This window comes from Micromonospora sp. WMMA1923 (assembly GCF_049179195.1).
In the GTDB taxonomy this organism is placed as follows: domain Bacteria; phylum Actinomycetota; class Actinomycetes; order Mycobacteriales; family Micromonosporaceae; genus Micromonospora; species Micromonospora yangpuensis.
The window spans coordinates 719,090-733,277 of the sequence record NZ_JBMHLZ010000001.1; the positions used below are offsets into that span (position 1 = coordinate 719,090).

The window sequence follows — 14,188 nt, forward strand, 5'->3', positions numbered from 1 at the left end:
TCCGGGTGACGCGGAGCCCGTTCGCCCGACTGCGGGACCTCCTGCGCGACGTGCCCGCCCCGGCGGGGGTGGACCCGATCCCGCTGCACCTGGGGGAGGCCCGGCTGGTCGAACCGCCGCTGGACGTCGCCGCGTTGGACGCCGTGGACGGCTGGACCCGCTATCCGGAGCTGGGTGGTTCGGCGGAGCTGCGGACGGCGTACCTCGGTTGGTTGGCGCGGCGGTTCGGCGGGTCCTTCGGTGAACCGGCGGACGCGGGGCTGATGACGGACGCGGAGCTGGCGGCGGACGCCGGGTTGGCGGTGGAGCCGACGCCGGGCAGCAAGCAGGCGCTGGCGGTGGTGATCGCCCAGGCCGTCCGGCGGGCCCGGGCACGCGGGGTGACCGACCCGGTGGTGGTGCTACCGAACCCCGGCTACCCGACCTACCTGGCCGGCACCGAGGCCGCCGGCGCCCGACCGCTCTGCTACCCCGGCCCGGTGGACGACGGGCCGGCGGACGACGGGTCGGGGCTGGCCGATCCGGTGGACGCGCTGGCCGCGGCGGTCGCCGCCGGGGCGGGACGGGTGGCGGCGGTGGTGGTCTGCCATCCCGGCAACCCGGACGGCGAGACGTTGACCGCCGGGCAGCTCGCCCGCGCCGCCGAGGTGGCCCGGCGGGCCGACGCGGTGCTGGTGGTCGACGAGTGCTACGTCGACCTGTGGCTCGGCACCGCATCGGCCGGGTTCCTCTCCGACCCGGCGGCGCTCGCCGACCCGGGGCTGTCCTTCGTGGTGCTGCACACCCTCGCCAAACGCTCCGGAGCGCCCGGCCTGCGCAGCGGCTTCGTCGTGGGCGACCGGCACACCGTGGCGGCCTACGCCGAGTACAACCGCACCTGCGGGGTGTCGCTGCCCCGCCCGGTCTGTGCCGTCTCCGCCGCGCTCTGGTCCGACGACACCCACGTCGCCCGGGCCCGCGCCGCCCTGGCCCGCAACTGGGACACCGCCGACGAGCTGCTCAAGGACCTGCCCGGCTACCGGCGACCGGGTGCCGGCTTCTTCCTCTGGCTGCCGGTACCCGACGACCCCGGGACCACCCGCCGGCTCTGGCGGGACCAGGCGCTGACCGTCATGCCCGGCCGCTACCTCGCCGTCGACACCGCCGCCGGGAGCAATCCGGCTGCCGCCGGGAAAGACCCGGGCGTCGACACCGCTGCCGGGAGCAATCCGGGCGCCGGTCACCTGCGGGTGGCGCTCGTGCACGACGAGGCCCGGACCGAGGTGGCATTGACCCGGCTACGGGCGGGCCTGACGTGACCCGCATCGAGGAGGACGACCGATGATCGTCGGTGAACAGGTGCCCGAGGCCGTCGACACCGGTGTCGATCCGGTGGCCATCGCCCAACGGCTGGTCCGCTTCGACACCACCAACCCGCCCGGCGCGGAGGCCGCCTGCGTCACCTGGATCCGTGACCTGCTCGCCGGGGCCGGCCTGGAGACCCGGCTGGTCGGCGTCGACCCGCAGCGGCCGAACCTGGTGGCGCGGCTGCCCGGCCGGGGCCTGGAGCCACCGCTGCTGCTGCACGCCCACGTCGACGTGGTGCCGGTGGCCGGCCAGCCGTGGACCCGGCCGCCCTTCGCCGGTGAGATCGTCGACGGTGAACTCTGGGGCCGGGGCGCGGTCGACATGAAGGGCCAACTGGCGATGATGCTGGCCGCGCTGCTGCGGATGCGGGCGCACGGTCAGTCACCGCCGGGTGACATCATTCTCGCCGTGGTGTCCGACGAGGAGACCGGCAGCGACGTCGGCGCGCGGCTGCTGGTCCGGGAGTACGCCCACCTCTTCGCCGGGGTGCGGTCCGCCGTCGGCGAGGACGGCGGCGCGGAGCTGGGGCTCGGCGGCCACGCCCGACTGCACCCGGTGGTGGTCGCCGAGAAGCGGACCTGCTGGGTGCGGGTGACCTTCCGGGGGCCGGGCGGGCACGCCTCCCGGGTCGCCGCCACGGGCTCGGCCGTCGGGCAGCTCACCCGGTTCCTGGCGGCGGTCTCCAGCGGCGGGCTCGACGTCGAGCTGACCCCGGTGACGCACCGGATGCTCGACGAGCTGGCCCGCGCCCTGCCGGCAGCCATGGGCGACCGGATCGCCGCCTTCCACGCCGCCCCGACCGACCCGGGCACCCTGGACGGGCTGCCCGAGGAGACCGCCCGCTACCTGCGGTCGGTGGTACGGCACACGGTCGCCGTCACCGGGGTCGAGGGCGGCACCGGCCCCAACGTGCACCCCGCCGAGCTGACCGTCACCGTCGACGGGCGGGTGCTGCCCGGGGCGTACCCCACTCAGTCCTTCATGGACCAGCTGCGGGCCCGGACCGGCCCCGACGCGCGGCTGGACCTCTTCGTCGAGGGTGAGATCTCGCCCGCGCCCCGGCTGGACGGCTGCTACGACCGGCTGGTGGCCGCGCTGCGGGCGCACGACCCGGCCGGGGTGCCGCTGCCGGTGCTGACCACGGCCTCCACCGACGCCCGGCTCTTCAGCCAGCTCGGCATCGCCTGCTACGGATGGCTGCCGCTGCCGGCCGGGGCCGGCTACCGCGACCGCCTGCACCAGGCCGACGAACGGATCTCACTGGCCGCCCTGGATTTCGGGGCCGACTGCTACCACAGCTTCCTGTCCGGACGGAGCCACCCGCATGCCCGCTGACCCGTACCCCCGGCTGACCGAGGTGTCGACGATCGCCGACCTCCCACCGCAGGAGTGGGCGGCGCTCTCGGCCGGGGCCTCGCTCTACCAGACCCACGGCTGGCTGCACTGGGCCGAGGAGTACTTCGACCTGCCCACCCGCTACGTGCTGGCGTACGACGCCGACGGCACGCTGGTCGGCGCGGTGGTGACCAACCTGATGACCGAGGTGCCGACCCGCTTCACCACCTGGTACGACCCGGTCAACATGTTCCTCGCCCCGCACGTCGACCCGGCCGGCGCGGCCGAACGCTGGTTCCCGGTGCTGCTGGTGGGCGGCTGCAGCGGCTACCACGGCGAACTGCTGCTCGACGCCCGGCTCGACGCCGACGCGCAGGCCGAGGTACGCCGGGCGATCCTGGACCGCTGCCGGGAACTGGCCGCCAGGTGGGGGGCCCGCAGCACGGTCTTCATGTACCTGCCGAAGGAGGCCGCCGAGGAGGTCTGCCGGAGCTGGGGCGGCACCGCACCCGTCGTGGCCACCTCGGCGGAGGCGGTGATCCCGCTCGACGGCGGGGAGACCGACTTCGCCGACTACCTGGCCCGCTTCCCCAGCGCCCGCCGCAGCAAGCTGCGCAAGGAGGTCGACGGCTTCACCGCCGCCGGATCGCGCATCGGCCAGCACCTGCTCGCCGACGTGCTCACCGAGGTGGCCCCGCTGCTCGGCGCGCACCAGCGCAAGTTCGGCGCGACGATCACCGACGAGGAGACCGGGCAGTACTTCGCCCTCCAGGACAAGTACCTCGGTGCCGGCAGCGTGGTCTTCACCGACGAACGCGACGGCCGGATCAACGGCTTCACCCTCTGCTACGCCCACGGCGACACCCTCTACTCTCGGGCCGCCGGCTTCGGCCCGGACGCGGCCCCCTTCGCGTACTTCAACCTCGCCGTCTACGCCCCGATCCGGCACGCCCTGGCCACCGGCCGGCGGGCGGTGGCCCTCGGCGCCGGCAGCTACCAGGGCAAGGTGCTACGCGGCGCCCAGGTGCACGGCCTCTGGTCCACGGTGCTGCCCCCGCACCCCCTGGAGCCGTCCTGGCGCGACGCCCTCACCCGCCCCTTCCCCCAAGCCGTAGAAGCCGGCATCTGTAAGGAAGGGCCCCCTGTTAACGCTTTCTGATGTAGAAGGGCCCCTTCCAAACCGCCCACGACCGCCGGCTCAGTCGACGGTGATCAGCTCGCGGGGGCGGCCGTGCTGGGCGTCCAGCGAGGGGTCGGCCAGCGGCAGGTCACCCGCGCGGGCGCGGGCGACAGCCGCCGGGTCCAGCGGTACGACGGCCAGCCCCGGATCGTCGAGCCCGGCGTCGGCCAGCAGGCCCCCGTCCGGGCCCCAAGCACCGCTGCCCCCGCAACCGTCGTACGGGCCGCTGCGGGCACAGTGGTTGGCCACCACCACGTACCCGGCGTTGTCGAAGGCGCGGGCCGGCCCGAGCACCGCCCGCTTGCGCACCCCGGCACCCCGGTCGAACATCGCCGAGACCAGGTACGCCTGGCAGCCGTCCAGCGCGGCGGACAGCGCGTGCCCGGGGAAGCTGGCGTCCCAGCAGATGCCGAGCCCGAGTCGCCAGCCGTCGAGGGCCAGCGTGCACCCCGCCGCCCCGGGGGTGAAGCCGGCCGCCCGTTCCGCCGCGTCCAGGTGCTGCTTGTCGTACCGGCCCAGCCGGGCACCGTCGCGGCCCAGCACGACCACCGAGATGTGCAGGGTTCCCCGCTCGGGGTCGCGAACCGGCGCGCCGACCACGACAGCGGTACGCGCCCGCGCGCAGGCGGCGGCGAGCACGTCGAGCCGGGGGTCGTCCGGACCCAACGGGTACCGCCGCGGCTCCCCGACGATCGCCGGCAGGTCGTACCCGGTCAGGAACAGTTCCGGCAGGACGAGCAGCGCAGCCCCGGCGTCCCCCGCCCGAGCCACCAGCCGCGCGGCGGTGGCCACGTTCGCCGGTACGTCCAGCGGGGCCAGGCCGGCCTGCCCGGCGGCCACCCGGACCGGAGCCACCGGCACCGCGCGCAGGCTTGCCGGGTCGGTCTGCGCCACCAGGGTCGTCGGGGTGGAATGGGCGTCGATCCGGGCCGCCGCAGGGGTACTCACACCCGGACGTTACCCAGGATGCTCCGAGGAGACCCCCGGCTTCAGCCGGTCGGGGCGACCGTCACCGGCCGTCTCAGGTGGTGGCCGGGGCCTTCACCACGGTCGGGGCGACGGCGGTGAAGCGGTTCTGCACGCCGTACCAGAGGGCGCCGAAGGCGATCACCCCGAGCACGGCGCAGACCGCCCAGGCGGCCCGCCCGAAGAACTGGAACAGGGTGGTACCGATCAGCGGACCGAAGGCGTACCCGGCGGACTGCACCGCCGAGAGCGCCCCGATGTACCGGCCGCGTAGCTGCACCGGTGCGGCCATCGCCGGGTACGCGTTCAGCGAGGGCGCGTTGACGATCTCCCCGAAGGTCCAGATGAGCGCGCCCACGACGAAGACCCAGATGCCCCCGGCGAACCCGAACACGGCCAGGCCCAGCCCGATGCAGAGCGAGCCGACGGCGATGGCGGTGCGGATCGGCAGCCGCTGCACGGTCCGGGTGAGCGGCAGTTCCAGGGCGATGATGATGGCCCCGTTCAGGGCGATGATGGTGCCGTAGAGCGACACCGGGTGCCCCTGCTCGCCCAGGTGCAACGGCAGGATGACCTGGTACTGGATCTCGGCGAGGGCGGTGGCGAACATCGCCACCAGCACCGCGAGGTACCGACGGTCGTGCAGCATCCCCCGCCCGCCGGCTTCCGGTGCGGCGTCCGAGGTGGCCGGTCGCGCCGGGTCGCCGGCGTGCGCGGCGGCCCGGACGTCGGGCAGCAGGAAGATCGTCACCAGGCCGAAGGTGAGCGCGGTGCCCGCGTTCACCAGAAACACCGCGGTGTACGAGTGGGTCGCCAGCCAGGCCCCGATCAGCGGCCCCAGGGTCGCGCCCACGTTGAGCCCGAGCCGGCTGGCGGCGGTGGTGGTGACGAGCCGGTGCAGCGGGGTCAGCTCGGCCAGCATCGCGGCGGCGGCCGGCCGGTACGCGGCGGTCAGCACCCCGGCGGCCAGACTGGTCACCATCAGCCAGGTGTAGCGCGTCTCGAAGGCGATGGCGGCCACGGCCACACTGGACAACAGTGTGGAGCCGATGATCACCTGCCGGGGGCCGATCCGGTCGGAGAGCAGGCCACCGGCGAAGACCCCCCCGATCGAGCCCACCCCGTAGAGGGTGAGCACCACGCCCGCCGCGGCGGGGCTGAAACCGAGGCTGGTCAGGTACAGGATCAGGAAGATGGCGAGGAACGCGCCCATCCGGTTGACCGCGATCCCGACGAGCAGCACGACCACCGGGCGGGGGAGCGTACGCAGGGTCCGCAGGGTCCCGGGCGAGCCTGCGGGGTCCGATTCGGCCATGGCGCGCGTCCTTCCGTCCACGGTGCGCCGCCCGATCCGTGAGACCGGCCCCACCGTCACCGAGCGTATCGACCAGCGTGCATTGTAGGGTTTTCCGAGGTCTCCCGGAGCCCGTCGGATCGCCGCCACCGGGCGCGGCGTCCACGCCTGTGCCGGCACCCCTGCTCCGACCTGCTGCCTTCGCGCCGGCGGCCTGCGCAACGGTCGGATGTGTGACAACAGGGGTGAGTCCTGAATCACACCCGCCGCGCATTCCGCCAGCTCACGGCCTGTTTCAGAAGTGTTTCGAGTTTGCTGGAGCGGACCACCTCTGGGGGCCTCAGGGCAGTCGTACTCGTCGCGTTCTCTGCGGGTCCTGCGCCATGCCTCCGGCGTGACGGGCACGTCGGCGCGCCTCACCTCCCGAAGACGCCCATCGCGTTGACGATCCCCATCCGTCAGGACTGCCTCCACCCCGCCATCGGGGGCAACTTCCTTGTTGTAGTGGTCTCGGGGGTGCTCGTGGGGACTGTTTCCCGGTTGTTGTGGGGCATCCGTGACGGCAGATTCCCCTGGCTGCTACTTGGCGTCACACCCGTGACGTGTCGGATCCGGAAGCTGCGCTCGTTCCCGGCCGGCCGCGCGGCAGTACGAGGTGAGCCGGCGCAGTCGTCCCTGCGGCCCGCTCCTTCCCAAGGACGAGGGACCGATTGAGGATCGTCAGGGCGAAGCGTGTGTGCCGTCGGCTACTCGTCCCCAGTAATGTGGTGAGTTCGCGGCCGGCCTTCCGGTCTTCTGCAGCCTGTCACCACGGTTGACCTAGGAGGCGATCTTGGGCAGCAAAGTGAATGAAAACGAGGAACTTGATCTTTAGCGCCCCAGGTCAGGAAGCCTCTTCCCCGCCCACGCGGGGGTGATCCGTTCAACTCGGCCTCGGGTCTGGTGGCGAACCACTCTTCCCCGCCCACGCGGGGGTGATCCGGCCTCGGACTGGATCCGATGGCGCTCATCCTCCTCTTCCCCGCCCACGCGGGGGTGATCCCTCCACCTGGTCGAAGCCGACCGACGTCTCCGGCTCTTCCCCGCCCACGCGGGGGTGATCCCGGTCAGCGAGGCGCGGAGTCGCCGGACCCAGTCTCTTCCCCGCCCACGCGGGGGTGATCCGGCGATTACGCGCGGGTCCTTGCTGGCACTGGCCTCTTCCCCGCCCGCGCTACCTCTTCCCCGCCCCACGCGGGGGTGATCCCGGACATAGGGGGGATACCCCGCCCCCGGGCCGCTCTTCCCCGCCCACGCGGGGGTGATCCCCCGGTGGACGTCAGCTACCGGCTCTCGCCCGCCTCTTCCCCGCCCACGCGGGGATGATCCCGCCTCTGCAGGGCCGGTCGTTATGGGGTCAGGCCGATCAGCATCGCCAGGCGGGTCACGCCGGCCACCGCCGGGCCGTCCCGGGCGATCCGGGCCAGCAGGGTACGGCCCACCGGTCGGCACCGGACCTCGGTCGGCGCGGTCCGGTCCGCCTCGACCAGCATCCGCCCTGCTCCGGCGAGGTCACCCAGATCCAGGTACGCCCGTGCCATATCGAGCAGGTACGCGGCCCGGTGCTCGGGCGGCAGCCGCTGCCAGTGAGGCTCCCTGGTTACCTGCTCGTGGCCGCGTACCGCCTCGGCGGGCTCGCCCAGCTCGACGGCCGCCGCCACTCGGGCCAGCGCCACCACGGTCGGTCCGAACGCGAGCTGATGGTGGTCGTCGCCGTCGCCGAGGCGTACCGCGATCTCGGTGGCCTGCCCGACCAGCTCCGCGACGCCGCGCGGGTCACTGCGACCGGCGGCGGCGAGGGCGGCCTGGAGCAGCAGCGACCCACCGACCGCCAGGGCTTCCGGCGGTCCCTGGCCGGGCACGGCCGGCGCGATCCGGTGCGCTGCGGCGAGCGTCGTCGCCACCGCCAGCCGACCCCGCCCCGCCGCCCGCAGCACCTCACCGAGCGACACCACCGCCGTGGCCGCCAGCACCGGATCGTCGCCCGCCATCGCCACCGCCCGGTCGGCGGCCAGCCAGGCACCCTCCACGTCACCGAGCTTGACCAACGATGACGCGGCAATCCGGTACGCCTGCACCCGCAACGCCGAACGCCGCGCCGGATCGTCGGCGGGCAGCCGCCGGGTGACGTCCAGCAGGCGCGGCAGCAGCCGCAACACCTGCGGGTAGCCGGCATGTTGGTACGTCAGCCAGGCGTGCCTCACCTGCCGCCCCACCTCCGCCACCGGAGGTGCGGGCCGGTCGACTCCGTCCGGAGCGAAGACCGCGTACCGGGTGAGAGCCGCCCGCGCGTCGTCCACGTCGGCGACCAGCGGGACGGCGGCCGACCGCGCCCGGGTGTCCCCGCCGAGCAGCACCGCCGAGTCGATGCGGAGCACCCCGGCGACCTCGTGGATCACCGACATCCGGTCCAGCGCCCGGACACCCCGCTCGACCTTGTCGACCCAACTCTTCGATTTCCCGAGCCGGTCCGCGAACACCTGCTGCGACATCCGCCGCCGTACCCGCCATCGCGCCACCCGCCGCCCGATCGGCAACTCGCCCTGCGGGTTCCCATCCGACGAAAATCGCTCGTGTCCGGTCATGGTTGCCTACCCGCAATACGTTCATAGTGGTCACGCTGTCGCAGTCCCCGTTGCCGCTCATCGCAGGGATGCGGCCGACCGCAGGTGCACAGGTCCAAACCCGTCGTACGGTGATTGGTGAGGATCGAGTCGGCGTCCTCGATCTGTTGGCGGGCGTATGCGTACATCTCTTCCCGGTTGCTGATCGCACCCATGATCATGTAGTTCCGCACTCGCGGCCTGACCACATCGGCACTCCCTCTGGACTGGATATTCAACGGCCGCCTACGTGCTCGTGGGCTCCTGCTGTCAGCGAAGCCGGCGGTTGATCGCCCGACCAGATGGCGTGCCTTGCGCACCGATGCTTCGATCCGCCTCGGGTTGCGTGGCATTGCGCGGGGTCCATCCGGAACCGAAGCAGCCCGTACGCTGATCACCGTTGGTAGTCACCCGACTTCTGGGGGTGCGGGGTATGGCGCGGCCGGTCACGAACTCGGGTCTTGAGGCACTACTGCGCGAAGCCGATTACCAGAACGCTCACGCCACCTTCGCCCGTCAGGTCAACCACGCAGGTCGCGCCTACGGCTCATGGCGGTACGACGCCGCCAGCGTCTACTGGTGGTTGCGGGGGAGACGCCCCGCCAAGGACGTGCAAGCTGTCATGGTCGAGGTACTGGCTCGCAGAATCGGCCGTCCGGTGGACCGTGATCAGTTGGGTTTCACCGAAGCCGGCCCCTGCGCTGACGCCGCCTATCCGGCATCTGTCACACAGGCGATCGAAGCGGCTCAGCGGCTCTGGGCGATGCTCGCCAAGCAGCCGGGCGGCCGCGCCGGGAAGGCTTTCCAGGCCGGTGCCGCGTTGCAGTCCGCTCTTTCGTGGCGTTACGACACTCCTGACCGGACAGTGAATCGCAGCGGTCGGGATGCCGTCACCAGGGCCGACGTGCAAGCCCTGTACGTGCTGGCAGACCGCTTCACCGACCTGGACCGACGCCACGGCGGCGGTTCCCGGAGTGCTCGGACGCTCCTGGCCGACCTCCTCGTCCGGCAGGTCACCCCGATGCTGCACGGCACGTACTGTGACGCCGTCGGCCGTGATCTCATGCGCGCTGCCGCCGTGCTCGCCGGTCAGTTGGCCTTCATGTCCTACGACGCAGGCGACCAGGGCTTTGCTCAACACCAGATCACCCTCGCCCTTCGGCTGGCCAAGGCAGCCGACGACCGGTTGTTCGGTGCTCACCTTTTGGCCAACCTGGCGACTCAGGCCATCTATCTCGGGCACGCTGACGACGCCGTACGGATGGCCCAGGCGGCGATCGACGGGGCTGGTCGCGCACCCGCCGCAGTGAAAGTCCGGCTCTACGCCACCGTCGCCAGCGCCTACGGTCGGTCCGGCGAGAAGCGCTCCTGTCGGGCGGCACTCGCCAAAGCCGAACGGGCCGTCGATCAGGCGCCAGCCGAGGATGTTCCGTCATGGGCCGGGTACTTCAGCCCGGCCCACCTCGCCGGGGCCACCGTCAGATGTCTCAGTGACCTGGGTCTGCACCGGGAGGCGCTCCGCGATGCCCCCGGTGCGCTGGCCCTCGCCACCGCCAACATCCGAACGCGAGTGCTGCACACCGCCCTCGTCGCCACCACGCACGCCCACGCCGGGGACCTTGATACTGCCTGCGAATGGGGCAACAGGCTGGTCGATCTCGCACCGAGCGTCCACTCGGTCCGGGTGACCAGCCGCATTCGTGAACTCGCCAGCAAACTCGCTGATCACCAGAACAACAATCGGGTTCACGAGCTTCTTCAGAATCTACCCACGCAGTCCCCGAGCGCGTAACGGCATCCGCCAGATCAGGACGTGTCCGCTACCGTCACCACGTGACCTGGACGGACCCCGCCATCTGGTACGCCAACCTGCCGGCCTTCCATGCCGCCGCAGCCGCCTGGATCACCGACCCCGCCGACAAGCTGCTACTCGTCAAGCCCACCTACCGCGATCACTGGGCCTTCCCGGGGGGATACGTCGAAGAGGGCGAGTATCCGCACCGTGCCTGCGCTCGTGAGATCCACGAGGAGCTAGGTCTGGTCATCGCCGTGGGTGCCCTGCTCATCGTGGACTGGGCGTCTCCTGCCGGTGACCGGCCACGTGCTCTCGTCAGCTTTACCTTCGATTGCGGAGTGATAAAGGATCTGGACGGCGTCAACCTACCCGGCCAAGAGCTGTCGGACGCCGGCTTCTTCACGCCACAGGCTGCCGAGGAACGCCTTCCTCGGAGTGTCGCTCCGCGAGTGCGCGCGGGCATCCAGGCAAGAGATCGCCTTTCCCCGGTGTACCTCGCTGACGGCATTCCTGACGGAGCAGAGGGCTCCTCCGGTGGGGCGGCCTGAGGCTCCTCCCCGCGCACACCGGGGTGATCCGGTGCTGGTGTTCCACCCCGCCGTAGACCCGGTGATCCGGTTGATCGTCAAGTTGTTCAGGATCATGTTGCTGATCATCAGTTCCCCCGGTGCGCTGGCCATCGCTATCGCCAACATTCGAACGGGCGTACTACACACCGCCCTCATCGCCACCACGCACGCCCACGCCATCTTTCGCAAGACGGGAACACGACGTCCCGCCAGGAGAGATTGACCGGCCCGACTCGGCTCAGCCCAGCGTGTCCATCAGGGCGGTGACATATTCATCTAGCCGCTCCTTCACGGCTCGCGTCGTCAGGTCTGTCCTGCCTGCTTCCCGCCATGGCTGCGCCACCACCTGCACTTCTTCTGAGCACGCCAGCGCGTCCCGCACCTGCCAGTACAACCGCTCGCTCGCGGCGGCGGCCAGCACCCCGCCGGCCTCCTCATACGCCTGAGCGAACCGCGGACCCCACGCTGGGCCGTGCAGCAGCGCGAGATTGGTGCAGCAGTGCGCCACATCGAGATCCGCCGGGCCCCAGGAGGCGCTGCTGCGATGTAGGTCGGGTATCCGCTGCGGGTGAACGTGGTGTTGCCGGCTGCGGGTAGGTCGGTCCGGTGATTCACGGCATCACCGGAAGGAACCGTCGGGGGCAAGGTCGCCTTGCCCCCGACGAGGCGGGGCGGGGCCGCTCTTACCTGTGTACCCGGCAGGCCCCGGTCAGCAGCGGTTGATCGTCGAGTTGTTCAGGGTGATGTTGCTGATGGTCAGGTTGGTGGTGCAGGGGCTCTCCCGGATCCGGCTGTTGACCAGGGTGAAGTTGCGCAGGACGATGTCCCGGTTGCCGGGGAACTCGGTTCGCGCCGCGAGCCGGACCTCGCCGCCGCCGCTGATCGTGCCGCCGTTCGCGGCGATGTTCACCCCGTAGCAGTTCTCGATCAGGATGGCGTTGTTGCCGGTGTTGGCGATGTCGACCCGGTCGATGCTGGCGCCACCGGACTCGGAGACGCAGAAGATGCCCCGGCCGCCGCCGCGTGCCTTGACCGTGCCGACCCGGATGTTTGTCGGGTAGTTGGAGCCGATCCGGCCGTTGCGGTTGGCCATCCGGAAGGCGGCGTACCCGGTGCCGGTGCCGGCGTTCTCCGCGTCGACGGTGTTGACCGTGGCGTTGATCGTCTGGTTCAGCAGCAGGCCGGACTCGCCGACGTTGCGGGCGGTCACCGTGCCGACGGTCAGCCCGTCGACGCCGTACGTCTCGACGGCGTGCGAGCTGGCGCCGGAGACGTACACGTTGTCGATCCGGATGTTGCGGGACCACTGGCTGGTGTCGCCCCGGTTGTCGATGCGGACGCCGAGGCCGCCGGAGAGCCGCATGTCGATCTGGCCGAGGACGACGTCGGTGACGTTGCGCAGGAAGATCCCGTACAGCGGCGCGCCGGTGACGGCGAGGTTCTGCACCTCGACCTGGGTGGTGCCGCGGGAGTAGATCGGCGCTTGGTCGCCGGAGCCGGAGCCGGTGACGTTGATGGTGCCGCAGACGTCGATCGTGGTGTAGCTGGGCAGTGAGATCCGGGAGTTGGCGCTGATCGTGCCGGAGCCCCGGACGACTACCCGCTGCTTGCTGGTCCGGCCGGCGCTGAGGCTGCCGATCGCGGCCTGCACGGCGGCCCGCATGTCGCCGCCGGTGTAGACGGTGCTGCTGCCGTTGCGGGCGGTCCAGGTGCCGCCGTTGAGCACGGCCTCGGCGTTGAACGAGCCGCTGCCGCAGGCGTTGGCGACGGGGTTGGTGTTGGGGTCGACAGTCGCGGCCGCGGCGGTGCGGTTGGGGTTGACCGTCGCGGCCGTGGCGGGGGTCGGTGCGACGAGGGTGCCGACCCCGACGAGGGTCAGCGCGGTCGCGACCGCCAGGGTGAGTCGTCGGCGGTGGGCGGGTCTGCTGCGGGTCGAGAGCGCCATGGATGCTCCTCCGGGTGCTTCGCGGCAGGGTGGGAGCGCTGGCGGTGGTGGTGGCAAGCGCATTCCCCGGACGCCCGAAATGTATCGAAGCTCATCGAAGTAATCAAACGTTTCCCGCGTACGGCGACCGCCCGCCGCGCCGGGGTGCGGCACGACGGGCGGTCGGGGCTGACGGGTTGACGCGGGGTGACGCGGGTGGGGTCAGGCCGGGGTGGGGAAGCCGTACCGGCTGGCGTGCTCCGGGTCGGTCGGGTCGACCTGCCGCAGACCGGCGTCGGCGAGGCGCTTGTTGACCTCGTCGAGCTGGTCGCGGACGATCCGGGCCTCCTCCTCGGTGACCCGGCCCCGGTGCGGCTTGCCGGCGTGCTCGACGGTGCCGTAGTCGATCTTCTCGGCGCCCTTGCGGGCCCGGGGCGGCTTGACCCGCTCGGCGGTACGCAGCAACTGGGCCATCGGCGTGTCGGTAGCCATCGCGTCGAACTCACTGGCGGTGAGCACCACCCGACGCGGCTCGTCGCCGCCGTGCCGGTCGTGGACCTCGACCACCGCGACGTCCAGCGCGGCGTCGTCGATGCTCTCGATCTCGGCCGGGGTGGCGTCCAGCTGCACAGGGCCGGCGACCAGGTCAGGGTGCTCCAGGACGACGACGCGGACCACCTCGTCGTCGGCTTGCAGGACCGTGCCAGTGAAGTCGGAGACGTGGATCGTCTTCTTGCCCATGCGCGGAGCTTCTCCTGTCGTACACCGTTTCTCGGACCAGGAGAAGTTACCCGACAGGTGTGCGAAGACCGTGGGGTGCGCCGCCCGGGAGTGTCGCCGGTTCCACTTCGGCCGGATCAGCTGGCCCGGGGCAGGCCGCCCGGGGCGGACCTGCCGGCCGGCAGCTTGTTCAGCTCGTGCCAGGAGAGCGCGGCGTTCGGGCCACGCGAGGTGCGGACGCGATGGTACGGCGGCTGCGCCGGGAGCCGCCCGGTCGACTCCGGCTCCCGCCAGAGGTGCCCGGTGTCCTGCTGGTACCGCTCGTTCGGCTGATTCGGCATGCCCTTTACCGTCCCAGAGAAAGTTGTCCATGTATGAAAATGAATATGACGCTCGGTCGATGTTTCTGGTTCCCC

At 71.6% G+C, this 14,188-nt stretch carries 13 protein-coding genes and 1 CRISPR repeat array; of the genes, 6 read left to right on the forward strand and 7 right to left on the reverse strand.

Annotated elements, in window-relative coordinates; genetic code table 11:
* Positions 1–5: 5 nt before the first annotated feature.
* Genes ACN28G_RS03310 through ACN28G_RS03320 form a run of 3 tightly spaced genes read left to right on the forward strand, consistent with a single transcriptional unit; the run spans position 6 to position 3,841 of the window.
* Entirely contained in the window at positions 6–1,298 is a 1,293-nt protein-coding gene (locus ACN28G_RS03310) for an aminotransferase class I/II-fold pyridoxal phosphate-dependent enzyme (RefSeq protein WP_421478389.1), read from the forward strand.
* A 22-nt stretch (positions 1,299–1,320) separates the two neighbouring features.
* The gene (locus tag ACN28G_RS03315) at positions 1,321–2,682 is read left to right on the forward strand and encodes a M20/M25/M40 family metallo-hydrolase (protein ID WP_421478390.1); all 1,362 of its coding nucleotides are present in this window, start codon (positions 1,321–1,323) and stop codon (positions 2,680–2,682) included.
* Positions 2,672–3,841, forward strand: a complete 1,170-nt coding sequence (locus ACN28G_RS03320) for a GNAT family N-acetyltransferase (RefSeq protein ID WP_421478391.1) — start codon at positions 2,672–2,674, stop codon at positions 3,839–3,841. Before ACN28G_RS03315 ends, ACN28G_RS03320 begins: the two co-directional genes overlap by 11 nt.
* Positions 3,842–3,880: 39 nt before the next feature.
* Here the strand turns inward: ACN28G_RS03320 and ACN28G_RS03325 are convergent, their stop codons facing one another.
* From ACN28G_RS03325 to ACN28G_RS03335, 3 genes are all read right to left on the reverse strand, one after another.
* The gene (locus ACN28G_RS03325; protein WP_421478392.1) at positions 3,881–4,810 is read right to left on the reverse strand and encodes a carbon-nitrogen hydrolase family protein; all 930 of its coding nucleotides are present in this window, start codon (positions 4,808–4,810) and stop codon (positions 3,881–3,883) included.
* Between the two features lie 73 nt (positions 4,811–4,883).
* The gene (locus tag ACN28G_RS03330; protein WP_421478393.1) at positions 4,884–6,143 is read right to left on the reverse strand and encodes an MFS transporter; all 1,260 of its coding nucleotides are present in this window, start codon (positions 6,141–6,143) and stop codon (positions 4,884–4,886) included.
* A gap of 871 nt (positions 6,144–7,014) precedes the next feature.
* A CRISPR array of direct repeats spans positions 7,015–7,287; the repeat unit is 28 nt; unit sequence CTCTTCCCCGCCCACGCGGGGGTGATCC.
* A gap of 223 nt (positions 7,288–7,510) precedes the next feature.
* Positions 7,511–8,746 (reverse strand): helix-turn-helix domain-containing protein, encoded by a 1,236-nt coding sequence (locus ACN28G_RS03335; RefSeq protein ID WP_421478394.1) that lies wholly within the window; start codon positions 8,744–8,746, stop codon positions 7,511–7,513.
* Between the two features lie 451 nt (positions 8,747–9,197).
* Here ACN28G_RS03335 and ACN28G_RS03340 point away from each other — a divergent pair, with 451 nt between their 5' ends.
* From ACN28G_RS03340 to ACN28G_RS03350, 3 genes are read left to right on the forward strand one after another with little or no spacing between them, the layout of a single operon-like run.
* The gene (locus ACN28G_RS03340; protein ID WP_421478395.1) at positions 9,198–10,556 is read left to right on the forward strand and encodes a hypothetical protein; all 1,359 of its coding nucleotides are present in this window, start codon (positions 9,198–9,200) and stop codon (positions 10,554–10,556) included.
* Positions 10,557–10,597: 41 nt separating this feature from the next.
* The gene (locus ACN28G_RS03345) at positions 10,598–11,107 is read left to right on the forward strand and encodes an NUDIX domain-containing protein (protein WP_091435371.1); all 510 of its coding nucleotides are present in this window, start codon (positions 10,598–10,600) and stop codon (positions 11,105–11,107) included.
* Between the two features lie 31 nt (positions 11,108–11,138).
* Positions 11,139–11,351, forward strand: a complete 213-nt coding sequence (locus tag ACN28G_RS03350) for a hypothetical protein (RefSeq protein WP_091435372.1) — start codon at positions 11,139–11,141, stop codon at positions 11,349–11,351.
* 15 nt (positions 11,352–11,366) lie between these two features.
* Here ACN28G_RS03350 and ACN28G_RS03355 read toward each other — a convergent pair whose 3' ends face one another.
* The 4 genes from ACN28G_RS03355 to ACN28G_RS03370 all read right to left on the reverse strand — a co-directional run bounded on the left by ACN28G_RS03355 (position 11,367) and on the right by ACN28G_RS03370 (position 14,113).
* Entirely contained in the window at positions 11,367–11,549 is a 183-nt protein-coding gene (locus tag ACN28G_RS03355; RefSeq protein WP_421478396.1) for a hypothetical protein, read from the reverse strand.
* A gap of 288 nt (positions 11,550–11,837) precedes the next feature.
* Positions 11,838–13,073 carry a hypothetical protein gene (locus tag ACN28G_RS03360; protein WP_091435375.1) on the reverse strand — a complete coding sequence of 412 codons (1,236 nt, stop codon included), beginning with the start codon at positions 13,071–13,073 and terminating at the stop codon, positions 11,838–11,840.
* A 201-nt stretch (positions 13,074–13,274) separates the two neighbouring features.
* Positions 13,275–13,793, reverse strand: coding sequence for a hypothetical protein (locus ACN28G_RS03365; protein WP_091435376.1), 519 nt, complete (start codon positions 13,791–13,793; stop codon positions 13,275–13,277).
* A gap of 116 nt (positions 13,794–13,909) precedes the next feature.
* Positions 13,910–14,113, reverse strand: a complete 204-nt coding sequence (locus tag ACN28G_RS03370; protein ID WP_091435377.1) for a hypothetical protein — start codon at positions 14,111–14,113, stop codon at positions 13,910–13,912.
* Between the last annotated feature and the right edge of the window lie 75 nt (positions 14,114–14,188).

Bases quoted from the DNA above. Each gene is read 5' to 3' on its own strand.
- ACN28G_RS03365 (WP_091435376.1), bottom strand. From the start codon at position 13,793: ATGGGCAAGAAGACGATCCACGTCTCCGACTTCACTGGCACGGTCCTG.
- ACN28G_RS03320 (WP_421478391.1), top strand. From the start codon at position 2,672: ATGCCCGCTGACCCGTACCCCCGGCTGACCGAGGTGTCGACGATCGCC.
- ACN28G_RS03340 (WP_421478395.1), top strand. From the start codon at position 9,198: ATGGCGCGGCCGGTCACGAACTCGGGTCTTGAGGCACTACTGCGCGAA.
- ACN28G_RS03360 (WP_091435375.1), bottom strand. From the start codon at position 13,073: ATGGCGCTCTCGACCCGCAGCAGACCCGCCCACCGCCGACGACTCACC.
- ACN28G_RS03330 (WP_421478393.1), bottom strand. From the start codon at position 6,143: ATGGCCGAATCGGACCCCGCAGGCTCGCCCGGGACCCTGCGGACCCTG.
- ACN28G_RS03370 (WP_091435377.1), bottom strand. From the start codon at position 14,113: ATGCCGAATCAGCCGAACGAGCGGTACCAGCAGGACACCGGGCACCTC.
- ACN28G_RS03315 (WP_421478390.1), top strand. From the start codon at position 1,321: ATGATCGTCGGTGAACAGGTGCCCGAGGCCGTCGACACCGGTGTCGAT.
- ACN28G_RS03335 (WP_421478394.1), bottom strand. From the start codon at position 8,746: ATGACCGGACACGAGCGATTTTCGTCGGATGGGAACCCGCAGGGCGAG.